Annotated in this window: 23 protein-coding genes and 1 pseudogene; 15 read left to right on the top strand and 9 right to left on the bottom strand. The window is 70.6% G+C overall.

Features of this window, described 5'->3' with window-relative positions; translation table 11 throughout:
- The 3 genes and pseudogenes from ACFV5N_RS00705 to ACFV5N_RS00695 form a co-directional block, all read right to left on the bottom strand.
- Window positions 1–563: pseudogene (locus tag ACFV5N_RS00705) on the bottom strand (hypothetical protein); the annotation flags it as partial.
- Entirely contained in the window at window positions 541–1,224 is a 684-nt protein-coding gene (locus ACFV5N_RS00700) for a hypothetical protein (protein ID WP_385592253.1), read from the bottom strand. The gene ACFV5N_RS00700 and the pseudogene ACFV5N_RS00705, both read right to left, overlap by 23 nt.
- A 105-nt stretch (window positions 1,225–1,329) precedes the next feature.
- Window positions 1,330–1,644, bottom strand: a complete 315-nt coding sequence (locus tag ACFV5N_RS00695; protein ID WP_247480333.1) for a hypothetical protein — start codon at window positions 1,642–1,644, stop codon at window positions 1,330–1,332.
- Window positions 1,645–1,859: 215 nt separating this feature from the next.
- On the opposite strand from ACFV5N_RS00695, the gene ACFV5N_RS00690 reads away from it, so the two are divergent.
- The 11 genes from ACFV5N_RS00690 to ACFV5N_RS00640 all read left to right on the top strand — a co-directional run bounded on the left by ACFV5N_RS00690 (window position 1,860) and on the right by ACFV5N_RS00640 (window position 11,553).
- Window positions 1,860–2,927, top strand: coding sequence for a hypothetical protein (locus ACFV5N_RS00690; protein ID WP_385592252.1), 1,068 nt, complete (start codon window positions 1,860–1,862; stop codon window positions 2,925–2,927).
- 23 nt (window positions 2,928–2,950) lie between these two features.
- Window positions 2,951–3,160, top strand: coding sequence for a hypothetical protein (locus tag ACFV5N_RS00685; RefSeq protein WP_385592250.1), 210 nt, complete (start codon window positions 2,951–2,953; stop codon window positions 3,158–3,160).
- A 43-nt stretch (window positions 3,161–3,203) separates the two neighbouring features.
- Window positions 3,204–3,956, top strand: coding sequence for a hypothetical protein (locus tag ACFV5N_RS00680; protein ID WP_385592249.1), 753 nt, complete (start codon window positions 3,204–3,206; stop codon window positions 3,954–3,956).
- A 535-nt stretch (window positions 3,957–4,491) separates the two neighbouring features.
- On the top strand, window positions 4,492–5,436 hold the full coding sequence (locus ACFV5N_RS00675; protein ID WP_385592247.1) for a zinc-binding alcohol dehydrogenase family protein: 945 nt from the start codon (window positions 4,492–4,494) through the stop codon (window positions 5,434–5,436).
- 33 nt (window positions 5,437–5,469) lie between these two features.
- Window positions 5,470–6,282: an IclR family transcriptional regulator gene (locus ACFV5N_RS00670; protein WP_385592245.1), complete on the top strand. Its 813-nt coding sequence runs from the start codon at window positions 5,470–5,472 to the stop codon at window positions 6,280–6,282.
- A 118-nt stretch (window positions 6,283–6,400) separates the two neighbouring features.
- The gene (locus tag ACFV5N_RS00665; protein ID WP_385592243.1) at window positions 6,401–7,426 is read left to right on the top strand and encodes a helix-turn-helix domain-containing protein; all 1,026 of its coding nucleotides are present in this window, start codon (window positions 6,401–6,403) and stop codon (window positions 7,424–7,426) included.
- A 34-nt stretch (window positions 7,427–7,460) separates the two neighbouring features.
- Window positions 7,461–8,696 carry a helix-turn-helix domain-containing protein gene (locus ACFV5N_RS00660; protein ID WP_385592241.1) on the top strand — a complete coding sequence of 412 codons (1,236 nt, stop codon included), beginning with the start codon at window positions 7,461–7,463 and terminating at the stop codon, window positions 8,694–8,696.
- Between the two features lie 125 nt (window positions 8,697–8,821).
- A complete protein-coding gene (locus ACFV5N_RS00655; RefSeq protein ID WP_385592240.1) occupies window positions 8,822–9,241 on the top strand; it encodes an ATP-binding protein in 420 nt (139 codons plus the stop codon).
- Between the two features lie 103 nt (window positions 9,242–9,344).
- Window positions 9,345–10,928 carry a hypothetical protein gene (locus ACFV5N_RS00650; protein ID WP_385592238.1) on the top strand — a complete coding sequence of 528 codons (1,584 nt, stop codon included), beginning with the start codon at window positions 9,345–9,347 and terminating at the stop codon, window positions 10,926–10,928.
- Window positions 10,919–11,179 carry a hypothetical protein gene (locus ACFV5N_RS00645; RefSeq protein WP_385592237.1) on the top strand — a complete coding sequence of 87 codons (261 nt, stop codon included), beginning with the start codon at window positions 10,919–10,921 and terminating at the stop codon, window positions 11,177–11,179. The genes ACFV5N_RS00650 and ACFV5N_RS00645 overlap by 10 nt, the downstream gene beginning before the upstream one ends.
- Before the next feature lie 2 nt (window positions 11,180–11,181).
- A complete protein-coding gene (locus ACFV5N_RS00640) occupies window positions 11,182–11,553 on the top strand; it encodes a hypothetical protein (RefSeq protein WP_247480308.1) in 372 nt (123 codons plus the stop codon).
- Window positions 11,554–11,655: 102 nt separating this feature from the next.
- Here the strand turns inward: ACFV5N_RS00640 and ACFV5N_RS00635 are convergent, their stop codons facing one another.
- The 5 genes from ACFV5N_RS00635 to fxlM are packed head-to-tail and all read right to left on the bottom strand — an operon-like array spanning window position 11,656 to window position 17,983.
- Complete coding sequence (locus ACFV5N_RS00635; protein WP_385592235.1) at window positions 11,656–12,459, bottom strand: thiopeptide-type bacteriocin biosynthesis protein; 804 nt, start codon at window positions 12,457–12,459, stop codon at window positions 11,656–11,658.
- Complete coding sequence (locus ACFV5N_RS00630; RefSeq protein WP_385592234.1) at window positions 12,441–13,580, bottom strand: lanthionine synthetase C family protein; 1,140 nt, start codon at window positions 13,578–13,580, stop codon at window positions 12,441–12,443. The genes ACFV5N_RS00635 and ACFV5N_RS00630 overlap by 19 nt, the downstream gene beginning before the upstream one ends.
- Window positions 13,577–16,480, bottom strand: a complete 2,904-nt coding sequence (locus ACFV5N_RS00625) for a lantibiotic dehydratase (protein WP_385592232.1) — start codon at window positions 16,478–16,480, stop codon at window positions 13,577–13,579. The genes ACFV5N_RS00630 and ACFV5N_RS00625 overlap by 4 nt, the downstream gene beginning before the upstream one ends.
- Window positions 16,481–16,511: 31 nt before the next feature.
- Entirely contained in the window at window positions 16,512–16,703 is a 192-nt protein-coding gene (locus ACFV5N_RS00620) for an FxLD family lanthipeptide (RefSeq protein WP_346136568.1), read from the bottom strand.
- Window positions 16,704–16,753: 50 nt separating this feature from the next.
- Window positions 16,754–17,983, bottom strand: a complete 1,230-nt coding sequence (gene fxlM / locus ACFV5N_RS00615) for a methyltransferase, FxLD system (protein ID WP_385592230.1) — start codon at window positions 17,981–17,983, stop codon at window positions 16,754–16,756.
- A 166-nt stretch (window positions 17,984–18,149) separates the two neighbouring features.
- Here fxlM and ACFV5N_RS00610 point away from each other — a divergent pair, with 166 nt between their 5' ends.
- The 3 genes from ACFV5N_RS00610 (at window position 18,150) to ACFV5N_RS00600 (ending at window position 20,214) form a co-directional block, all read left to right on the top strand.
- A complete protein-coding gene (locus ACFV5N_RS00610) occupies window positions 18,150–18,938 on the top strand; it encodes an aminotransferase class IV family protein (RefSeq protein ID WP_385592228.1) in 789 nt (262 codons plus the stop codon).
- A 31-nt stretch (window positions 18,939–18,969) separates the two neighbouring features.
- Window positions 18,970–19,923 carry an SUMF1/EgtB/PvdO family nonheme iron enzyme gene (locus ACFV5N_RS00605; RefSeq protein ID WP_385592227.1) on the top strand — a complete coding sequence of 318 codons (954 nt, stop codon included), beginning with the start codon at window positions 18,970–18,972 and terminating at the stop codon, window positions 19,921–19,923.
- Window positions 19,924–20,016: 93 nt separating this feature from the next.
- Window positions 20,017–20,214, top strand: coding sequence for a hypothetical protein (locus ACFV5N_RS00600; protein WP_385592225.1), 198 nt, complete (start codon window positions 20,017–20,019; stop codon window positions 20,212–20,214).
- A 151-nt stretch (window positions 20,215–20,365) separates the two neighbouring features.
- On the opposite strand, the gene ACFV5N_RS00595 is transcribed toward ACFV5N_RS00600, so the two are convergent.
- On the bottom strand, window positions 20,366–20,707 hold the full coding sequence (locus ACFV5N_RS00595) for a hypothetical protein (protein WP_247480291.1): 342 nt from the start codon (window positions 20,705–20,707) through the stop codon (window positions 20,366–20,368).
- Between the two features lie 266 nt (window positions 20,708–20,973).
- Here ACFV5N_RS00595 and ACFV5N_RS00590 point away from each other — a divergent pair, with 266 nt between their 5' ends.
- The gene (locus ACFV5N_RS00590) at window positions 20,974–21,948 is read left to right on the top strand and encodes a hypothetical protein (protein WP_385592223.1); all 975 of its coding nucleotides are present in this window, start codon (window positions 20,974–20,976) and stop codon (window positions 21,946–21,948) included.
- Window positions 21,949–22,105: the final 157 nt, after the last annotated feature.

Raw genomic sequence — 22,105 nt, 5'->3', positions numbered from 1 at the left:
AGGTCGCCGGTGTCCTCCGCGACCGGAGCGAACATGGCCTCGGCGGCTTCGTCGAACAACTGGGTGACCTGCGCGATCGCGGCCGGTGCGAGTGCGGAGACCAGCACCGACAACAGCAGGAAGCCGATCGACTCGGTCACCGCCTGAAGAGCCGGCGTTCCCTGCACCACACGCTTGGCCACCGCGATCAGCCACAGGACCACGGTCAGGACGGACGAGACGGCGAAGGCCATGCCGTACGTCCGCAGGAAGCCAGGATCGCTCCAGTCGATCCGGGTGGTGGAGAGCAGGGCGTTCATCATCGTGCTGAAGAGGAAGACGACCGCCTCCTGCAGCAACTCGGTGAGGTAGCCGAACGGATCGCTGGCGAAGTCGTACACGCTGTGGACGGTGCCGACCACCTCGCACACCTTGTCGGCGAAGGGAATGCTGTCGCACCAGCCGGTGCGGGTGGCGGCGTGGGCCTGACGCGCGACGAAGACCGTTTGCAGGGCTACGAGGAGTCCGAGGACGGCGAGGCGGTGCCGGACCCTCGCGCGCTCACCCGAGGTACGGAGGCGCATCGAACTGCTCATCGGCTCTGCGGAAGTCGTCGAGGGTGCTGGGGGTGGAGCCGGTATCGAGCGGTGTGGGGCCGGGCCTGCTGGTGACTCCGGCGAGCTTCCAGTCGTTCTCCTGCCACCGGAGGGTGACGGTGTGGGTGTTCCAGGACGCCGAAACGGGGAGGGGCGCGCTGTCGCTCGTGGTGCCGATCAGCCCGGCTGCCCACACCTCGACGGTGGCCGAGTGCCGGGAGTAGTCGCTCACCGTCACGCCCAGCGGTGCGGCGCGGGCGACCAGGGTGGCGGCGTCGCGCTTGCGGATGCCGAGCGAGGCCAGCACCAGATCCATGGCCGAGTCGTCGGTCCGGATCAGGCTCTTCTCCGACTCGGGTCCGGCGATGTCAGCGAGGAGTTGGTGCCGATACGACCGATCGGTGATGTAGTCCACCGAGGACCGCGCGAGTTGGTAGTTGGTCGCGGCTCGGACCGCCCCTGCCTCCGTGCGCGGATAGCCGAGCGGTACGCCACCGGCCCCGCGGAGAACGGTTTCGCCGAGCTGATCGGCTTCCGCGCGCTTCGCGTCGGCTGTCGCGTCCGCCGGGGCCGGGGAGGAGTCCGTGAAGAGCCCGGTGTTCACCGCGATCGCGACACCGAGCAGGAGAAGGAATCCCCCGCCTGCCACAGCGGCACCCAGCCACCAGGGCCGGCCGCCGGGCGTCGGATGCCGTTCGTCGCCGCCGAGCACCGTTGTTCCCCGCCGGGGATGCGGGCGATGGGTCGGCATGGTTCAGATCCCCATGCCGTAGACGATCGTGAAGACGGTGCCCAGCGAGGCGACGACGAAAGCACCGACAAGAGCGGCGCCGACGTCCTTCTTACCCTTGGAGACCTGGGCGACGTCGTGCTGTCCTTCGCCGATCTTGATGTGGAAGGTGCCGAGAGCGGCCCGGCCGAGCAGCGCCACGATGACGCCGGCCATGATCACCTGTACCACCGTGCGGGCGGTGTCGCCGAGCGCGGCGAACGGCCCCCAGTCCGGCGCGACCCCGTTGACGAGGCTTCCGATGCCACCGTTGGCGGCGAGGACCAGTGTGTGTGCCACGAACACGTCGCTCCCTCTCACCTATGGCCGAGCTTGCCCGGCATATACGGAATGCCGCACAACGTACCTGACACGGTGTTGACAACACACGTTTATGCAACGGCGGGGCGTTAAGCTCAGGAAATACCACCAATCTGCATGTGTCAGACAGAAGTGACCACGAAGCCGGGCGGTTGGTACCAGCCGCCTGCCTATGTATGTTTATGAGGAGGGTCGTGAAGGCGACTCGTGCGACGGCCATCGTCGTCCTGGCGGCCGGCCTCTCCTTGCCCGCGCTCGTCACCGTCGCGGCCTCCGGAGCCGCGGGCCGAGTGGATCGGGCCCACTGCGCACGCGCGAACCCCGCCCCGGCTCCGGACGACGGCGCGTCCGCCGTCGTTCCGCTGAGCCCGCAGGGAGAACAGGCCGACGCCGAGTGGAGCCAGGGGCAGATCCGCAACGCCGCGACCATCACCGCTGTGGCCAGAAGCCGCTCCCTGCCACCCCGCGCGGCCGTGGTTGCCGTCGCCACCGCTATCCAGGAGTCGAGCCTCCGGACCCTGGACCACGGCGACCGGGACTCCGTCGGCCTCTTCCAGCAACGGCCCAGCCAGGGCTGGGGCTCCGCCGCTCAGCTCCGGGACCCGGTCTACTCTTCCGGCAAGTTCTACGACGCCTTGGTGCGGGTGCCCGGGTGGGAAGGCGCCCCGCTCACCGAGGTCGCCCAGGCGGTTCAGCGGAGCGCGTTCCCCGACGCCTACGCCCGCTGGGAGAAGGCTGCCGGAACTCTGGTCGTGGACACCTGGGGTGCTCAAGCGGTGACGATGGACTTCGCGGCATGCGCTGCCGAAACTCACGGCGATCCGGCGGAGAACTTCTCCGCCGTGAATCCCCGCTCTCCGGCCCAGGCGATCGCCGCCGCCCGGAAGGCAGCGGGGCAGACCGGCTGGTACCGCCGGTGCGGCCAGTTCGTCGCCGAAGCGTACGGATATGCCTACAGCGGCTCCGCCACGGCGAACGCCCAATGGGACCGGCTGCATGCCGCGGGCCTCACTCATCCGGATGACACCGCTCCCCCGGCCGGTGCGCTGCTCTTCTACGAGACGGGTGATCCCGCCGGGCACGTCGCGCTCTACCTCGGTGACGACCTGGTGGCCAGCAACGACATCATGGACAGCTTTCACGGTGAGGGAAAGATCGCGGTCGTCCCCCGCGGGGAGTTGACCGACGGACTTTGGCGATTGAGGTATCTGGGCTGGGCGGAACCGGTTTTCCCGGATGCGGGTGGCACGGGCACGATCTGATTCCCAACCGAAGGAGCACGTCCATGAGCATCATCCGACGCGGACGAATCATCCGTTCCCTCTTCCCCTATTTTCTGGTCGTCATGGGGATCCTCGTCGCCGGCAAGGTCGCCGGTTCGCCGGGAAGTACGCCCGCGCTCCTCCAGGCCCTCGGCGTGGCGGCCATCGGTGTCGTCTGGTCGTACGTTCGTGCCCGACGTTCCCGACCGTCTCCGGCACGGGGAAGACGATAGGGTTCTCAGCGATCGCAGGCGGAAGAGCAGGGAGAGGTATCCGATGCCGGATACGGCGGACAGCCGCAAGCGGCCGAGGACCCTCGCCGAGAAGATTCAGTGGCTTCGCGAGCTGAAGACCCCCCGGGATGAACAGCCGCCGTCCTACGACGCGACCGCCCGGCAGATCAGCCAGACGACCGGCGTCAGCATCTCCGGGCCGTATTTCTGGGAACTCGCCACAGGGCGCACGACCAACCCGAAGCTGCACCACCTTCAGGCGTTGGCCCGCTTCTTCACCGTGCCCATCGGTTATCTCAGCGACGTCGAAGCAGACTTCACCCAGCTCGAAACCGAGCTGGAACTGCTCCGTGCCCTGAAGCAACGCGGCGTGCGCACCATCAAAGTGCAGGGAGCGGGGCAGGAGCCCGCCGACCTGGGCACCGTCCAGCAACTCCTCGGGCGGTTGCACCAGCTCGAAATGTCCGAGGACGACGACGTCCGCGAGCACATCACGTCGCTCGGGGCGGAGCAACGCGACACGGTACGGGAGATCGTTGCCGACGCCGCCGTACTGCGCGCCTTGGGCGACAACCAGCTACGCGATCTGGTCCGGGCCGCCTCCGGGCTGAATACCGCTCGCCTCACCACGGCCACCGCCCTCGCCGGTGATCCGGCGCTCCTCGATGCCCTGGCGGACGAGAGCGCGCGGGGTATCGCGGCCAGGGCGTCGGCCTTGACCGGTCCCAGCCAGCGCGCCGTCCTGGCTCTGATCGATCACCTGCACCAGCTGGAGCAGTCCTCGTCAGCCGACTGAGGGGCATCGACGGACCACTCCAGCGCCTGGGCGATGAGTTCGGGCGAGAGGCTGGGCATGAGCCAGCACGCCGCTCGAAGGGAGTCCTGGTCTGCTCCCCCGTCACCGCTTCCACACGATGAGGTCAGGACGAGCCCGCAGCGTTCCGCGCCCCCTCCCTCCGCCAGAGGAAGTCGAACGGTCTCTCCCTTTTCCGTACCGAACCATACGCTGGCTTTTCCGGTAGTTCGCACGGCCCCGGCATCGCCGGATCCATCAGGAAATCCATGACCGTGGAACAGGTTTTCCGCCTGTGCATTCATACCCTCACCCCGAAGAGATCTCCGCCAATACCCTCACTGTCTATCTCGACAAAACACCCATGTCAATGCAAAGTTGGCAGACTCGCAGTGTTCGACCCCCCTTCTCACGTGGCGAGAAAAGGAGCGCCCTTGCTTTCTCGCCGGGCGAGAAAGCGGGAATTCACACCACGGTACCCATGAAAGACAGGTGAGAAGCAATGAACTAACGTGCCCCGCAAAGAAAGGGGACTGCAATGCGCGCCATCGTCATGAAGGAATTCGGCGGTCCGGAAGTGCTGCGGCTGGACGAGGTTCCCGACCTCCAGCCCCGGGCCGGTCACCATCTTCTGCGGGTAAGCCGCTCGGGAGTGAACTACGCCGATGTCCACGTACGGGGAAACACCTACCTCGCCCCGGTGGAGCTGCCGTACGTCCCGGGCAACGAAGTGGTCGGCTCGACGGCGGACGGCCGGCGGTTCGTCGGCCTGACCAAGGGCGGCGGGTACGCCGAGCAGGCTCACCTTCACCGCCGCGTCGCTTGGTCGGTACCGGACGACATCACCGACGACCAAGCCGTCTGCCTCGCCCTCCAGGGCCAGTCCGCCTGGCACATCCTGTTCACCGCCGCGCAGGTCGCGCCGGGCGACCGCGTGGTGATCCCTGCCGCAGGTGGAGGGCTCGGCTCGCTCGCCGTTCAGCTCGCCAAAGCAGCGGGCGCTACGGTGATCGCCCTGGCCAGCACCGAGGAGAAGCGGCTCCTGGCCGCGAACCTGGGCGCCGACGCCACCATCGACTCGACCAGCGAGAACCTCGCCGCCGAGATTCTCGACGCGGCCGACGGCCCCGTGACCGTCGCCCTGGAGATGACCGGCGGCCCCGAGCTGGCGGCTGTCCTCAATGCGCTCGCACCACGCGGTCGTCTCGCCGTCTACGGCTTCGCCTCCGGCCGGCAAGCGGATCTCCCCCTGCGTCCCCTGATGGAGAAGTCCATCACCGTCTCCGGCTTCTGGCTCCCCAACCTCTACAGCGACCGGAACGCCCTCCCCGCCAGCATGGAGAAGCTGTTCACCGCGGTCCGGACCGGCTCTCTGCGCACTATCACCGGCGGCGTCTTCCCCCTGGCGGAAGCGGCCACCGCCCACTCCACGCTCGCCGCCCGTACCCACACCGGAAAGCTCTCGTTGAGCACGGCGAACTGACGGTGCTGCCTCGCCCGACCCCGAGGAGCCGCAATGCACAGCAACGCCGCCGGACCACGCCCCGGTGGAACCGGCCACGCCGAACGCGTCTTCCGGGTGCAACGGGCCTTCACCGACCTCGGCGGGAGCGTGCACGGTCCCGGAGAACTCGCGGAGAAGTCCGGACTGGACGACTCCACGGTCTTCCGCATCCTCCAGTCCGGCGTCTACCAAGGCGTCTTCGAACGGGTCGGGCGAGGCAGGTACCGCCTCGGCACCGGCACCGCACACCTTTCCCTCCACGCCCTGGCCCACGCGCCCGGCGACGCGGCGCACACCGCGCTGGAGGAACTGCGCGAAGCCACCGGGGGCGGCCTCGTCCTGCTCTACATGCTCGCCCCGTTCAGCGGAGCACACCGCCAGTGCATCGACATGGCGGTCGGCGACTCCGACCTCGCCGAACTCGGCCTGAGCACCCGCGAAGTCCTCACCGTCACCCGCTCCCTGCGTACCGGGGCCAGCGGGCGGACGATCCTGGCCTACCTCCCCGACGCCATCCAGGAACGCGTTCTGGCCGAACCCGTCCCGGACGGCGCCGGCCCCGGCGTCTACCGCGACAACGACGCACTCCTGCGCTCCCTCGCCGACATCCGCGACCAGGGCCACGCCACCGGCTACCAGGAGTGCATGCCCGGCTGGAACAGCTGCGCCGCCCCCGTCCTCTGGCACGACTCCATCGTCGGCTCCACGCTCCTCCTCAAGCCCGCCGACGTCATGCCGGAACCACCCCTCGCGGTCATCGAAGCCACCAAGACCACGGCGGCCAAGCTCAGCAGCTACTCGTCTGCTCCCTTTCCCACGCCCTGAGCTGCGCTCGTTCGCTACCGGCTGGCCGCCGCCGGCCCATGTCTCGGGTTGCCGGGGCGGGCTGGCGCGGCCCCGCCGAGCGGGGCCACGGATATGTCCCTGTGCGACGATGCGGAAGATGGACAGGCAAGGCAACACCGACGCCGCCGGCCCGATAGGTGCTGCTGTGCGGCGCATCAGGGCCAGCAGGCAGGTGACGGTTGACGAGTTGGCGCTGCGCGCCGACCTCGGTGTGGCCGCCGTGCGTGATCTCGAAGGCGGGCGCGGCTGGATTGCGTCGTACGGCTCGTTGGTCCAGCTCGCGGAAGCCCTGGGGGTGAGCCCTGTGGAGCTGTCCGGCCGACCGGTCACTCCCGGCGGACAGGCGGAGGCTGACCTGCTGGGCACGGCCTTCTTTGTCCGCCGTCTCCTGGCGGAGGCGCCCGCCCAGCCCGTTGAGGATCACGAGCGTGCCGTGGACCGGCTTCTCCAAGCCGATCTGGACGGCGACGAATCGGTGCTCTCCACCGAGTTGTTGGCCTGCATGAGCGCCGGTTGCTCGGAACCAGCTATGTACGCGGCGGGCGCCGGGCTGCTGCGGCGGTTGGGATACGTGGATCTCGCCTGGCTGATGCTGCACCGTGCACGCGCGCCGGAACACCGTGCCGTCCTCGCCGAGGAGGCGCGCCTGCTGCTGGAACTCGGCCAGCCGGAGGCCGCCCTCGCCCGGGCCGGGCGAGCGACGTTCACCGAGTCGCTGATCCTCCAGGCGACCGCACATGCCTTCTTGCGGAACGGGTCGGCGGCGTGCGCCGCTCTGCGTGCCGCCGGACAGCGCGCCGAGTCACCGGAGGCGGCCGGCCGGGTCCGGGCCGCTCGGGCGTCGGTGGCGCTGGAGCTGGGGCTGCCCGACGAAGCGCTCGACCACTTCGGGCGTGCCGCGGACGGACGTCTGCCGCGCACCGAGCGCTACGACCTGCTGGTCATCGCCGCACGCGCCCACGCCCTGGTGGACCGGCCTTCGGACGCCGCCGAACTCCTCGATCAGGCTCATGGCCATGCCCCGCTCCGGCTCGCCTTCGATCCGCTCGCCCGCGAGGCCCTGCACCACCTCCGGCGAACCGGGGCAGTCACCCGAACGCCTCGGTCCGATCGCGTACGCTGAGACATACATCACTTACCCAAGGCTGGTGCCGGCGATGGACGACGGACAAGCTCAGGCGATCGGTTCCCGGGTACGCATGGCCCGGCTGCGCCGTGGCCTCACGCTGAAGGAGACGGCCCAGGGGGCCGGGATCTCGGCCGGGTTTCTGTCCATGGTGGAGAACGGGAAACGCCTGCTGGACAGCTCACGCCACATCGCCGCGCTGGCCGAGGTCCTGCAGACAACGCCCACGGAACTGGCCGGCCGTCACCTGCCGCCGGCCGACCGCATGTCCGCCGACGCGCACGCCGCGGTCCCGGCGCTCCGGCTGGCCCTGATGGGCGCGGGTATCTGGGCGCGGCCTCCCGGACCGCCCCCGCCGGAACCGGTGCTGGCCGAGCGCGTGGCGGAGGCCAACCGGCGCTATCACGCGGCTGCGTACGGCGAACTCACCACTTCTCTTCCCGATCTCCTGGCCGATCTCCACGCGGCCACCGACGCGGCGAGCGGTTCCCGGCGCCGACGGCTGCTTCGCCTGCTGATCGCCGCCTACAGCCCGGCCACGGTCATGCTGCTCAAGTACCTGGGCTACTCCGACCTGGCGTTCATCGCGGTCACCCGGGCCACCGACTTGACCGCCGAGCTGGACGATCCGGCGTACACAGCCCTGTCGGGTTTCTTCACCGCCCATGTACTGCTGGCCGCAGGCTCTCCCGCCCAGGCGCTCCGGCACGCCACCGATGCCGCCGACACCCTGGCCACGCGTCTCACCACCCCAGCGGCCCACGCCCTTCTCGGCGAACTGCACCTGATCCGCGCCACGGCGACCACCCTGGACCGCACCCGTTCCGGGAAGAGCCGGGTCGTCGAGGTCACGGATCACCTGGCGGAGGCGACGACCCTCGCCGACCGGACCGGTGAATCACGCGCCTGGCATCTCAACTTCGGCCCGGCGAACGTCGGTATCCACCACGTCAGCCTCAACACCGACCTCCAGCAGTACGGGCAGGCCATCAGCGCCGGAACCGGCCCCCACGCCGACCTGTCCGCGCTCCCCCCCGGACGGCGGGCGGCCTTCCACACCGACCTGGGCCGCGCGCTCGCCCACACCCGGGCCAACGAGGCCCGCGCCGTCGCCGCGCTGTTGACCGCCGAACGCCTCGCCCCCCAGCGTGTGCGTGGCAACCACCTGGTCGCGGAGACCCTTCGGCGCCTCGCCCGCCGCCGGCTCCCCCATCGCACCCGCCGCGACGTACAGGGGCTGGCCCACCGCATCGGCATCACCCCCTGACGCCTCGCTTCTCCCCGGGTTCACCACGGTGAACTTTCCGGCGCCGCGCGTTCCTACCGTCAGTGGCGGCAACCCGGGACACCGTTCCGGCCGGACCGAGGGATCGCTATGTCAGGCGAGGTGCCATGACAACGACGTCCGCACGAGCCACGTACGACGAGCATGTCTACGGGCAGTCCTTGATCGTCAACGCCGTGGAGATCGAACACTGGCGTCGTACGGCGGCTGACTTACTCCGCCACTGGGGTGCCCCCGACGAGACAGTGGAACTGGTACGGCTCGGCGTCTCGGAACTGCTCTCCAACGTTGCCCGGCACGTGGACCACCCCCGTTGCTATCTGCGGATCACCCGTATCGGTACGACGGTGACGGTGCAGGTATTCGACCGTTCCAGGCGGCTCCCGCGTGTCGTCACGGAACCCGACTGGCAGGCCGAGTCCGGACGCGGGCTCTGGATGCTGCGCGAGATGGCCACCGGATTCGGGAGCGAACTCACCGAGCGCTGCGCGGGCAAGATCGTGTGGTTCAGCTGTGACCTCGCCTGACGGCCGCGTGCGCCCTTCCCCTTCTTCCTTTCCTCTGCACGGAGGTCCTGTGTTCGCGGAACACCGACCCATCCTTCAACAGGACAGAACCAGCCGGTCCCACTTGCTCCTGGAACGCCGTGTCGACACCCTGATGCGGGCGCTGGACAGCGACTACCGCGACGCGGCGTTCACTCCGGGCGGGGTGAGCTGGCTGGACGTCCACCACCTGCCGGCCCGGAGGCTGCTGACGCAGGTCGTGCGCCGGGTGCTCTCCACCAGGCGCGAGGACGAGACGCTACCCGTGACGTCCAGCGACCGGACTGTGGCGCGGCGAAGCCCACGATTCATTGCCTCCCTCCCCGACGTCGCCGAAATGGGTTCCGGGGTCTTCCCGGCGACGCCGGCGGCGCGAGCGGCCGGCGCCGACCGTGGCACACCGTCGCGCCCGTGCCACCGAGCGCTCATCGTGGCCGTCTCCTGGCGCAGAGGTCACGTCGAAACCCTGCTGCCGGTGCTGGACGAGCTGGCGCGACGGGGGATCACGAGCGCCGTGATCGATCTGGCCGGCGACACGCTGCACGGATTCCCTCAGCCGTCGCACCCCGCCATCGCGGTCATCCGGCCTCCCTCTCTGGTCCCGAACGGCGGTCTCCCGGTGGGTGCCCTCCACACGCTCCGCGCCGAACGCTCGGTCCGGGTGGGCTCCCACGACGTACCCGTCGCGCGGGTGGCCCAGCTGGTCGCCCGTACCGTGTCACGCTCCGCCGGGATCACCATGCCGTCCTGGGCGACCGCCGTCGCCATGGAACGGTGGCTGGACAACCTTTTCGGCTCCGTACGGCCCAGGGCACTCCTGTGCGCCGACGACACCCATCCGCCCGGGCTGCTCGCCGCCCGGTGCGCGGAACGCGCCGGCCTGGAGACCATCTACGTGCAGCCGGGCGCGCGCTTCGAGGGCGAAGTCGCCTGGCGGGCCCAGAACTGCCGGCACGTCGCGGTGATGGGATCCCGCGACCTCGAACAGTGCGGCAGTTGGCAGCGCCGCCACCGGGAGACGCGGCAGTACGTCCTGGGGCAGCCCCGCTTCGACCGGCTGGCCGACACCGACAGGAAGGCCCAGCGCGACTACCTGAACGCGCTGTTCACGGTGCAGGCCGGCGACGTTCCCCAGCGCGTGCTCGTCTGGGGCTGCCAGCCGCATCCCGAGGGCAAGCTGCGAACGCACTTCCGCACGCTGCTGGACGGAGTGCTCCAGGCCGGGCCCGGCTGGGGCCTGGTGATCGCTCCGCACCCGGCGCAGCGGCTCACCTCCCTGCGGCCGCTGCTCAGCCTCCCCGGTGGTGGACGTGTGGTGCTGGCCGGTCCCCATGTGGGTGCCCGTGGATGTCTGGCCGGCGCCGACGCGTTCGTCACCGGCCACTCCGACGCGGCGATCGAGGCGCTGCTGTTGAACGTCCCCGTGCTCGAACTCGTGCCACCCGGCGACCCCACCCTCGCGCTGGCCCGCCATGGAGCGGCCCAGCGCTGCTCCGGAGGCGACGGCATCGCGGCGGCACTGCGCCACATCGAACGTATGCCAGTCACGTCCAGGGTGCCGAGCGGCGTCAAGGAACAGATCTGCCACTGGACCGGGCACAGCACGGACGCGGTGGCCGATCTCGTGGTCCGCGTCATCACCCCGGAGAAGGAGTCACCGTGTTCGTGAACGTTGAACTGCACCTGGCCGTGGAGCATGTGCGCGCCCACGATGTGCTCTCGGTGGCGGGGCATCCGGAGAAGGTGATGTACGTGACCGTGCTGCACAACGGCCGACGGCTGCACACCGTGAGCGGGAACCATCTGACGCTGAGCAAGGGCCGGATGATGACCGTGCTGCGCAGGATGCCGGTGGAGGGGGACGCGCTGGGCACAACCTCCGACGACCAGGCCGTACCACCCTTGCCCGAAAGGTCCTGACCGTGCGCGCCAACTCCCCCTGCCACCTCTATGTGGAGACCGATCTGGTCGCCGGCTGGACCGAGAAGGGGAGGTGTCTGATGTGCGACCGGAACGGAGTCGACGTGCTCTGGCTCGGCCCCGTCATCAACCTCGGACGTGCCAAGCCCTTCCACGCCTGCGTCCGCTGCACCGAACGCCTGACGCTCTGGGTCCGTGACATCGAACCCCCGCGCGGACCCACCCACCACGTCCGCGGAGTCCTCCGGTGGGGGACCGCCTGGTCGGCGCACCGGCCGCCGGACCCCACCTCGACCGCCATCACCGTGATCTGCCTCGCCGCGCTCGCGGCCACCCTGGGCAGCCTGGTCAGCGCTTGGTGGGCCTTGGGCTGACCATCAGGACCGCCTCGGCTCCGGGGAGTGACGGCCCCGGGGCCGGGGCTTCGCCGCCCGCCCCGCGGACGTTCGCCTCCGCCGCCTGGTCCCGGATCAGCGTCACCCCTCCGGTCGGCGCCCGGAGTCGGGTTGGTGGAGTACGGCTGTCGTCGCGGCGTGGGCCAGCATCGACTGGGCCCGGGCGGGGAGACCGAGCCGGTTCCAGTGGAAGATGACGTGGTAGGCGAGGACCGCGCGTATCCCCCTCGTCAGCGTCCCCGTGTGTGCGGCTTGCCCGAGGGCTTCCCCCGTGCGGCGGAAGTGCTCCGCCCAGCTGGAGGCAGACCTTCCGGGGCCGTCGTCGCCCCAGATGCCGCCGGTCGCCGCCGTGTCCGCGCGCAACAGGTGCCGGATCGATGCGGCCGTCGGCGCGACGGCGTCGGGACCGTCCGAAGGGGCGAGCGGTCGTTCGGCAGCGACCCGGTGCCAGACGTCTCCCATCTCGTACCACTCCAGCCGGGCGGCGCGCAGCAGGGTGGAACACAGAAGGACGGAGAGTTCCGGACGGCCGAGCGGGCTGCTCCGGCGGTCCGTGGTGAGGAGCGCCCGGCTGTCGGCGTGGAACAGGGCGTGGGCCAGCTCCATCGCTGCCGGGCCGCCGAAGGCGGCGGTCTCGGGTTCGTAGATGACCTCGTGGTGGCCGGCCACGTGGCCCTCCGCTCGCAGGGACTCCAGTGCGTCGCGCAGTTCGTCCGCGATGGTGGTTGCCCTGATGCGCCAGCAGGGCTGTTTCCGGATGAACCACCATGAGGCGGCCGTCCCTTCGAGTACGGGCGCCAGGCGCCGGGCAACCGTGGTCTCCGCATCGGCCCAGACGGTGAAGCGGACATTGAGCTGGCGCCAAGTCAGGTGATCAGCAGGCATGCGTCCCATCCCGAGAGCGGTGCGCGGTTGGTGGTGGCGGTCAGCAGGGCGAGAGCGGTTCCGGCGCCGCCGGTCAGAAAGCCCTGGTCCGGCCCGCGACGGCGGGATGGGTCGCGGAGTCGGTCGGCGATGCGCGGAAGGCTCGCGCTGAGGGCCGGGGTGGTGGCGTCGGCGGCGGCCCGCCATGCGGCCTGGTACAGGCCGGCCCAGCCGTGGCAGAGCCCGGTGTCGGCGATCCGGTCCAGCTGGTGGTCGTCGGCGAGGCACCGGGCGAGCGCGTTCTCGTACCCGCGTTGTCGGTCCGGTTCGCGGAGGGCCCGGGCGGCGAGTTGCCCGGCCCGGGCGATCCCGGGCGTTCCGTAGCACCAACTGGGGCGGGCCGGGCCGCGTTGAGCGGGTCTGCCGCTGCGGAGCTGCTCCAGGGTGAGGTGCTCCGGCCACCACGGCCCCTCCTCCGCCTCCTGCCGCCAGCTGTCCAGCCAGTCGAGGATCGCGCCGATGGCCTCGCGCTGACCTGGAACCCGCGCGCCCGCCGACCAGGCCAGGGCCATCAGGGCCAGCGGGCCGCAGACGCCGTGCGCCGCGCCGAGGTTGGCGTGGCCTTCGGCGTAGCGGCCCGCCGTCCGGGAGCGAGGATCGTGGCCCACCCACCAGCCGGGCACCGCGAGTCCGGCGACACGGAGCGGGCGGGTGAGGGCGACCAGGTAGCGCAGCACCGCTTCCAGCGCGCTGCCGCCCGGATTCCGCAGCAGCAGGAGCGCGCCGATCCCGGTCAGCCCGGTGAAGATGTCGTACTCCCGGAACGTGGGCGGCTCGCCCCGCTCGATCCGGGCCATCGCCGCGGCGGCTCGCCGGTGGGCGAGACGTACCAGGTGAGGGTCCAGGGTGTTCAACGCCGGCGGGTAGCGGCCGGCGGCGTGCAGGACGAACGTGACAGCCGGGAGACCGTAGAACAGTCCGGCCGCGTCGTCGGCGACGATGTCGGCCGTCGTCGCCCGGCGGACCCGGTCGTGGACCGTACGCCAGTCGTCCAGGCCGCGGTGCGCGCGCTCCACGTACAGCAGAGCCGTTCCGGCGGCACCACTCACCAGTGAGGGGGGTGCTGGAGAAGGGTCCGTCATGCGGGCTCTCCGGTGGCGAGCAGCCGCTGGGCACTGGCCCGGACGAGGTGGCATACCGTGCGGTGTACGGCGCGCTCGGGGCCGAGGGCCCGGACGGTGTGTGCGCGGATCAGGGCCGGCAGACGGCTGGAGGCGTCCTCGCACGCGGTGAGTGCCGCACCGCGCGCCGCCCAGGCGCCTTCGATCTCGGCGCTCCCGGAGAACGATCCGGCTCCCCCGCTGAGCACGCGGACCTCGTCATGGAACGTGCGGTCCACCGGGACGGGATCGTGCGGAAGGGCTTCGAGGAGCCGCGCGGGGCCGACGACCCCGTAGCTCCGGAGCAGGCCGGCCGCCGCGATCGCCTCGCGCCGGAACTCGCCGCGCGCCGCGAGACGCAGCTGGGCGAGAGCGGCGGCGGAATCGGTGGCGAACACCTTGGTCAGGCCGGTCGGCTCGTCCGGTGGTGCCTCGCTCGTGACCAGGACCCTGCCCACGAGGTTCTTCGCCCGCAGGAGTCCGGCCCAGTCGTTCACCAGACCGGCGGTGCGCGCGTACTCCTCCTCTTCTCGTAACGGCAGGGTGAGGAGCAGCAGGCTGTCGGCGTCCGGGCGCGGTGCGGCGCGCTGTCGGGTGAACCACCATGGGCTGGGGTCGAGATCACGCAGCAGCTGGGGGAGCCAGTCCAGCAGGATCTCGTCGTAGCGATCCGGGTGCCCGTGGATCTGCGCGGCCAGGGCCGTGGTGCCGCCGGGGCGGCTGACCGTGCCGACTCGGGGCGTCGGCCGTGGCGCGGCGAGCCGGAGCGGGATCAGCAGTTCGTGCGGGCGGCCGAGCCACCCCGTCGCGTCCTCCGCCGGTGCCTCCCGCAGGTGCAGTCGCCGGGCGGCGTTGAGTCGGCGGCGCAGGAACAGCCGGTGTACGGGGTGGGTCAGGTCGAGCCGCAGGCGCTGGTCGTGGTCCGCGAGAACCACCCGCTCGGGGACGCGGAGTCGCGCCCGCCAAGCGGTGAGTGCGCTGCTCCAGCGCTCCACCGGTGTGGCCGCCGGGGGCAGGTCGTCGGCGTCCAACAGCCAGCGGGCCTCGGCGAGCGTCGTGCGGCGGTAACGGACGCGCGGCAGGTAGGGCAGCCGGGCGGCGGCGCCGAAGTCGAAGGACCGGTAGACGGCGCTGCGGGCGTTGGTGATCTCGGCCAGGAAGCGGGCGAGCGGCGGCGTGCGGTGGGTGGGTTCCAGGGCGTGCGGCACGCGGGGTTCGATGAGGCGGCCGGAGGACATCCGGATCAGCTGGAAGTTCGTCCGGTCGGCGGTGACCCCGATGTCCGTCAGCTCGATCACCCCTGTGCCGGGCGGGTGGTGTTCGCCCAGCGGGATCACGTGCGGCAGCAGGCGGCCGGTGCGGGTGATGTTCCCGCTCCGGATGCTCCGTGGGGGGAACGACAGCTGGGCCGCGATGGAGTCGGCGCGCGAGCCTGCGAAGGTCTCCCCGATCGCCGCGCGGTCCTCCGCCGCCAACAGATGGGCGAACCGGCCGGCCATGCTGCTCCCGGGCCGCGGCGTTCCGGTGACGGTGAGCCGGAAGTCACCCCGGGCCAGAACGTCGGTCGACGGCGCATGCACGGCAACGGCGATCTCGATCCGGTCGGGGACAGCGTGAGCGGGTTCTCCGGCGAGCTGGTCGATGACCCGGTCGGTGAGGACGATCTCGTCGCGGCCCTCCAGGTGTGCGCGCTGGAGCAGGGCGAGGAGGTGTTCGTCGCGTGCCGTCAGCTGCCCGGCGGGGCGTTTCCACGGGCTTCCCGGATATCCGGCGGGAAGGCCGAGACCGCTGTCGGCCACCAGCTCCAGGAGCGGAACGACGGTGCCACTGCCGTACCGCGCCCGGAACCGACCGTGGTAGTCGCGCCAGGCCGGACTTCCGAACGGATGGGGTGAGAGACGGACCAGCGCCTCGGCAGCACCTTCGGCCTCCTGGGCGACGGCTTCCGGGATACGCACCCGGCAGTCGACGGCCGTGTCGATGGCGAGGGGAACGGCCGGTGCGGAGCACAGCGCGGCCATATCGCCGAGGACCGCTCGTGGTGGCTCCGTTGCCAGCCTGCGGTGGATTCCGCGCAGGTCCGCCGCTTCTTCGGGGGCGGCCTGTTCCAGCTCTGTGCACAGATGGTCCAGGGGGTCGGTCACGGTCATCGGTGCCCGCAGGGAGGTGACCAGCACGCCGCAGTCGACGAGTCCGTGCAGCAGGGCGTCCACACGGTCAGGTGCCGTGCCCGGGCGCTGCTCGCTGAGCAGATCGTGCAGCCGCCGGTACGGGATCGGCCGACGGGCGGCGGCCACCGCCAGGGCGACAGCTCCACCGCGGCGTACGGATATCTCCTCCGACGCTTCCCGGGCGGCCACCACGTAGCGGTCGCCCCGGACCTGCAGTTCAGGGACGGCCTGGAGGGAAACGCCTTCGAGGACGTCGGGCCGCCGTTCGAAGCGGTCCGTGACGGTCGAGAGCCACTGGGCGTCCGGCCTCACGGTCAGCCGGTCGTGCTCGCCCCAGCGCACCTCCGGCGGACCGCCACCCACGCGCACGGCGGTCACCCCGGCGAACAGGCCGAACGGGGTGGGCCGCTGCTGCCAGCGCAGCAGGTAGCCGACGACGGCCAGCACCGTGCGGCGTACGTCCCGGGCGGAGCGAGTCGGGCCGTTCACGATCTTGTCGACCTGAGCGTGCAGGTCGGGGCTGGTGAGGGCGATGGCCTCCGGCAGAGCTGTCGTGCGCCAGATTCCGGCGAGCCAGGCCGCGCCGTCCTCGGCCGCCCGCTCGCCGGTCAGGTCCAGGTCGCGGGGCACTCCGGGTGTTCCCGGGTCGGTGGAGACCCGCAGCAGAGCGCCGTCCCGCCATCGGTAGCGGTTGTCGGATGGAGCTGTCACCGCGGGCCTCCTCCGGCCTTCGGGCGTTCGGTCAGGCGGGTTCCTCCACGAAGGAGTCACAGGCGCTGGCGCCGTTCTCGCAGGTGGCGCCGCAGCCGTCGTCGGTGGGGCAGTTGTTGTGCAGCGGGCTGCGCCGGGCGGCCAGGACGACGCGCACGTCCAGCGTGAAGTCGTCGTCCTCGTCGATCGGCGGGAGCAGGTCGGTCGTCGGGCTGTTCTGCATGGCACACCTTCCTTGTGGTCGAGGTGGTGCGTGCCCGGCCGCCGCCCCGGTCAGGGGCGGGGCCAGGAGATCGTGACGCGGCTGTGGATCTTGTCGACGGTGCGGTGCGGCGCGCCGGCGTGCTCGGGAACGGGTGTCCCGGCCGGGTGAACGGTGAACCGCGGGCCGGGGCCGCCGCGCTGGTCCCGGTCCCAGTCCCGCAGGTGCCGGACCACCGCCTCGGCGAGGAGGTCGGCGCCGGGCCCGAAGGCGTGGACGCCGTACTCGAATGCCTGCTCGTCCGGTGTCAGCCTGGGGGTGATGTAGGCGAAGTCGGGCCCCTGAACGGTCGCCATCGAGAACCGCTTGTTCCTCGGTGCCACCGGGCCGGTGTCCCGGTCGGGGTCGACGGACAGGGTGCAGAAGCCGTCCAGCGCGGTGGCGAGGTACAGCTGAAAGGTGTTCTCGGCCGTGCCGCGCGGGATGGTCACACCGGACCAGGCCTCGGCGCGTGGCGTGCGGAGGGCGTTGTCGAGCAGTTCGGGCTGGTCCGGGAGCCCTTCGTCGAACCGCAGCCGGACAGCGGCGTCGGTGCCGTCCACGATCAGCAGCTGGTCCTGGTGCTCGCCGGCTCCCCGCATCGAGACGAACCCGCACACCCGGGTGGACGTGCTCTCCAGGTGGCCGCCCGTGCGGTCGAAGGCGATGCTCCGGGTCAGCCCCTGCACGCGCAGCGGCACCACCAGGCGCCCGGTGGGCGTGAGCTGTTCGATCCACGCGGGCGGGATGTCCCAGGCCCCGACGGTCACCAGAATGCGGTCGTACGGGGCGTGCTGCGACACGCCTCGCTCTGCGTCGGCGAGGACCACACGGACCCGCCCGTACCCGTTTTCGGCGAGCAGTTTCTCCGCCCGCCGCGTGACATCGGGGTCGATGTCGACCGTGGTGACCTCGCCGCTTGCCCCGACCAGTTCGGCGAGGTAGGCGGCGTTCAGGCCGCCGGAGCCCACTTCGAGCACCCGCATTCCTTCTTCGACGCCGGCCTGCTCCAGCATCATCGCCTGGATCTGCGGCGCGGACACCGAGCTGACCGCGATCCCGTCCTCGTCCCGCTTCGTCACCACGGCGTTGTACGGGTGGTACGCCTCGGACAGCGGCGCCTCCGGGGCGAACCGATGCCGTGGCACGGCCCGCATCACGGCGGCCACCCGCTCCGAGGTGAGCCAGCCCTGTCCGACCAGTTCGTCGATGGCGGAGGCGCGCAGCTCGGTGCCGCTGTCGTGGGCGAGGGAGTCGGTCATCCAGGTGTTCTCCTGCTTCGTGCTGGTGGGGCGGGACCGGCCCGGTCAGCATGCCGGTGACCAGGCACCGTTTCCAATGACCCAGCACCGCCGCAGCCCTGAACCGGCACTGAACTTCCGCCCGCCGGCAGCCGGTACGGGGATGCCGGGGTGGCAGACTGGCCGCATGGCGGAACTCGACGGCAAGCCGGTTTCACCCGAGCAGTTGCAGACCCTCGCCCTCGTCAACCTCGGCCACTTCACGTCCATGCGCGTGGACGACGGCGCGGTACGCGGGTTGACGCTCCACCTGCGGCGGCTGGTGCGCGACTGCCGCACCGTCTTCGACGCCGACCTGGACGCCACGCGGGTCCGGGACCTCGTCCGCCAGGCGCTGCCCGCCCAGGGCTCCGCCGGTTCGTGCACCGTGCGGGTCACCGTCTTCGATCCGGCCCTGAACCTCGGCCACACCGGCGGCGACGCCACCCCGCACATCCTGATCACGGTCCGGCCGGCCACCACCTCCCCTCCCCCGCCGCTGACGGTGCAGACCCGCCCGTTCCAGCGGGAGATGGCGACCGTCAAGCACACCGGCCTGTTCGCCTCACTCCACCACCGCCGCCGGGCCCAGCGGGCGGGCTTCGACGACGCGCTGTTCACCCACCCGGACACCGGGCTGGTGAGCGAAGGCGTCACCTGGAACGCCGGGTTCATCGACGCGGACGGCAACGTCCTGTGGCCGGACGCCGACGTCCTGCCCGGCGTCACCCTCCACCTGCTCCGCGAGTCCGGGCACGGCACCGTACGACCCCTCCACCGCGACCAGCTCCCCACCCTCCACGCCGCGTTCGCGACCAACACCAGCATCGGTGTTCGCCCCATCGCCGCCATCGACGACATCCCCCTGCGCACCGACCACCCCGCGCTCACCACTCTCCAGGAGACCTACGCGAAGATCGAGGCGGAGCCCGTCTGAGCCCCCGGCGGGGGTGCGGGAAGGAGACACGGTGGTCACCGTCACAACCTGGACCGGACGGGAGATCCGGGCGTTACGCCAGGCCAAGCGGATGAGCCTGGTCACCTTCGCCGAGCACATCGGCGTCAGCGAGCGGATGGTCTCCAAGTGGGAAGCGCGCGGCGCCTCGATCACCCCGCGCCCGGTCAACCAGTCCGCGTTCGACTCCTCGCTCTCCCTCTCCCCGCCGGACGTGCGCGACCGCTTCGCCGCTCTGCTCGCAGCGCTCCCCGCCGCGCACGGCGAGCGCGCCGACTCACCGGGCCCGGACCGCAACCACCACACCGGCACCGGCGCCCTGATGGCCCGCGTCCCGGAAGGGTTCTTCCTCTCCGGCCCGGGCGACGACCCGGTCTGGCTGGACGAGTTCTGGATCGACGTGTACCCGGTGACGAACGCCGCCTACTTCACCTTCACCACCGCGACGGGCCATCCCGCGCCCCGTCACTGGAACGGGCCCGAACCGCCCGCCGAACTCGCCGACCACCCCGTCGTCTGGGTCACCTGGGACGACGCCCGCACCTACGCCACCTGGACCGGCCGCACCCTGCCCACCGCCCCGCAGTGGGAGAAGGCGGCACGCGGCCCGGCGGGAGCCACGTACCCGTGGGGCAACACCGACAGCGTCGGGAAGTGCAACGTCCGCGAGTCCGCAATCGGGCAGACCACGCCCGTCCACCGCTTCCACTCCGGCACCAGCCCGTACGGCGTCTACGACCTGTGCGGCAACGTCTGGGAATGGCTCGCCAGCCCCACCGCCCCGGGCCGCTACGAACTCAAGGGCTCCGCGTTCACCAGCCCGTTCGCCCGAGCCGCCCCGTCAGCGTTCAACGACGCCGACCACACGATGCGCGACGACGACACGGGCTTCCGCTGCGCCACGGTCTCGCCCGACACCTTCGCGAATGCCGTTTCGGCGAAGGAGTACCCGCCACGTTCCGAGTGAAGAAGAACCCGTTGGGAGACCAGCCGCGGGGGCTGTCGGATGAACTGACGAAATCCCGACGCCCGGAACCTCAGGTCGAAGGCGTGTCCCTCGATGTGCCACAGCGGCTCCACCGAGCCGTCCTCGGTGCTCACCCGCCGCAGCTCGTCCACCATCAGCTCGGGAAGCGAGCCGGAGAAGTCGACATCACCGACTATGTCGGTCACGTCGTCGAACGCCAGGGTGGCCGGGGCGATCCAGAACGAGAACGTCCTCGCCGGCGGAACCGGGTGCACCCACCGGACGATGTAGTCGAGGTCGAACGACAGCCGAGGCATTCCCTGCTCGGCGGGCTGGACATACAGCCCATGGATGGTGACGTCGTGCCACGACATCGCCTCCAGGTCGGCGTCGCTCCAGGTCGCCTTCAACAGCCCGGAAGCCGGATGGCAGTGGCCACTCATCAGCTCGTGGCCGCCAGCACGGCGTCGTGCCACTGCGGCGGGACGAAGACAGCCGCTGTCCGTCCGTAACGGGTGATGGCGGCGTGAGCCCCCTGGTACTCGACAGCATCCAGGACGCGGGTCAGGTCCTCGCGACCGTCCCGTGAGGTCCACGACTGCGGTTCCGGCGCGGAGTGAGACCGGCGGGCTTCCTCGTACCACGCGGGCGGCACCAGAACCGCGCACACCCGGTCATTACGGGTGACCTCGCGATGAACGAGCCGGTGCTGAGCATCGGCGAGCGCCGACCCCCAGTGCAACCGCAGGTGCTCGCTCGGATCGCGACGGGAGTCGTGAGACATGCGGTCATTCTAGATTGCGCGCGTCTTGTAAGTTATGTAAGTGTCGTAGGTGCTCTGGCAGCAGAGCAGCCCCGGAACCGGCGGTGACGCGCCGAGTACAGGGCCTGACCCGCCTTCTCATCGAGCCGAGGAGAACGAGCTGTGGGACAACGTCACAACGCCACTTCGCCGGAAGCCGCCGCACGCATCGCCCGAGCCAGAGCCCAGGCAAACGTCATCACCTGCTTCATCGCCGCCATCGGAACCGCGGCCTCCCTGATCGGCATGTGGCGGTCACCCGGGCAGCCGTCCTCGCGGCCGGCGTGCCGGACGACCTGGTAAGCCCCCTCGCACTGACCGCGCTCGGGCTCCTCGAAGGGACGATCATCGTCTGTGGACTCCGCGCCCGCGCCAACGTGATGGAGACCGGCCGTGCCGGAGTCGACGGCATGGCGCTGTGGTTCGCCGTGAGCGCCTCGGCCACGGTATCCGCCGCCGAAGCCGCCCTGGCCGCACCGGCAGGCACCCCACCCGGGGAGCAACTGGTGGTCGTGCTGGTGCGGCTGATCGCCCCCATCACTGCCGGCTGGCTCTGGGAGCGCGGCCTCGCACCGGAACGCCGTGCGACACGGGAAGGGGCCAGCCCCGGCGTCCTCGCTACATACCTCACCCGCCTCCGCGCCACCCTGCTGTCCCTGGCCGGGAACACAGACGCCGAGGAGCTTCACCGCCGTCGCGCTGCCGCCCGCGCCGCTCGGTTCGCAGAACAGCTCACCGGGGCAGACGAACACCGACTCTCACCCCGTCAGCGATGGACGCTGCGCCGACTCCGCCATGCGATCCGAGCCTCCGGCGCCGCCCAAAATTCGGACCAGCGGCGCTACCTCCTCAACGACATCGCCACCACCCGCAACGCCTTCGAACTGACCCGCGTGCAACTTCCTTCTCCATGGACCTGCGGCCCGACGGTCCTCCGTGTCAACACCTTCTCTGGCCCCGCCACGCCTCTGGGAAAGACCGTCCAAACGCTGGGGAGTCAGTCAAATGAAATTGGCACAGCATTCTTTCCGAGCGGCAGGGAAGCCTTCACCGCTAGAGAACTGGTCATCACACGCCGCCTCTTCACTGAGAGCCTCGGAGCGACCGGTACCGAGCCCTCGGTAAACGCGGTAGCCAAAGCCATCAACCGCCGCTGGGAACGAGCAAAGCGGCTTCACGAGACCGTTCGAGCGGAGCGCACTGCCCAAGATTCGGCGCTTTGACGAACAAGAGTAGGAACAGGAGCCGCGAACTCGCAACCTCGGCTCCAGTCATGCTTTGCCAAGTCTCACCTGGTGGAGGAGATTCACCTGAGGGCCGCGATCGTCCACGAGCGCGAGTGAATCACCCGTCTGGCCGGACGCAGGTAAAGTTCCACCC

This window comes from Streptomyces sp. NPDC059853, assembly GCF_042731495.1.
Lineage (GTDB): Bacteria > Actinomycetota > Actinomycetes > Streptomycetales > Streptomycetaceae > Streptomyces.
The sequence above is the reverse complement of the archived record's forward strand: the minus strand, read 5'-3'. Positions and strand labels throughout refer to the sequence as shown.

Coding starts and splice junctions, on each gene's coding strand:
- ACFV5N_RS00685 (WP_385592250.1), top strand. CDS start 2,951: ATGAGCATCATCCGACGCGGACGAATCATCCGTTCCCTCTTCCCCTAT.
- ACFV5N_RS00680 (WP_385592249.1), top strand. CDS start 3,204: ATGCCGGATACGGCGGACAGCCGCAAGCGGCCGAGGACCCTCGCCGAG.
- ACFV5N_RS00675 (WP_385592247.1), top strand. CDS start 4,492: ATGCGCGCCATCGTCATGAAGGAATTCGGCGGTCCGGAAGTGCTGCGG.
- ACFV5N_RS00670 (WP_385592245.1), top strand. CDS start 5,470: ATGCACAGCAACGCCGCCGGACCACGCCCCGGTGGAACCGGCCACGCC.
- ACFV5N_RS00665 (WP_385592243.1), top strand. CDS start 6,401: ATGGACAGGCAAGGCAACACCGACGCCGCCGGCCCGATAGGTGCTGCT.
- ACFV5N_RS00660 (WP_385592241.1), top strand. CDS start 7,461: ATGGACGACGGACAAGCTCAGGCGATCGGTTCCCGGGTACGCATGGCC.
- ACFV5N_RS00655 (WP_385592240.1), top strand. CDS start 8,822: ATGACAACGACGTCCGCACGAGCCACGTACGACGAGCATGTCTACGGG.
- ACFV5N_RS00635 (WP_385592235.1), bottom strand. CDS start 12,459: ATGCCTGCTGATCACCTGACTTGGCGCCAGCTCAATGTCCGCTTCACC.
- ACFV5N_RS00630 (WP_385592234.1), bottom strand. CDS start 13,580: ATGACGGACCCTTCTCCAGCACCCCCCTCACTGGTGAGTGGTGCCGCC.
- ACFV5N_RS00620 (WP_346136568.1), bottom strand. CDS start 16,703: ATGCAGAACAGCCCGACGACCGACCTGCTCCCGCCGATCGACGAGGAC.
- fxlM (WP_385592230.1), bottom strand. CDS start 17,983: ATGACCGACTCCCTCGCCCACGACAGCGGCACCGAGCTGCGCGCCTCC.
- ACFV5N_RS00610 (WP_385592228.1), top strand. CDS start 18,150: ATGGCGGAACTCGACGGCAAGCCGGTTTCACCCGAGCAGTTGCAGACC.
- ACFV5N_RS00600 (WP_385592225.1), top strand. CDS start 20,017: ATGTGCCACAGCGGCTCCACCGAGCCGTCCTCGGTGCTCACCCGCCGC.
- ACFV5N_RS00595 (WP_247480291.1), bottom strand. CDS start 20,707: ATGTCTCACGACTCCCGTCGCGATCCGAGCGAGCACCTGCGGTTGCAC.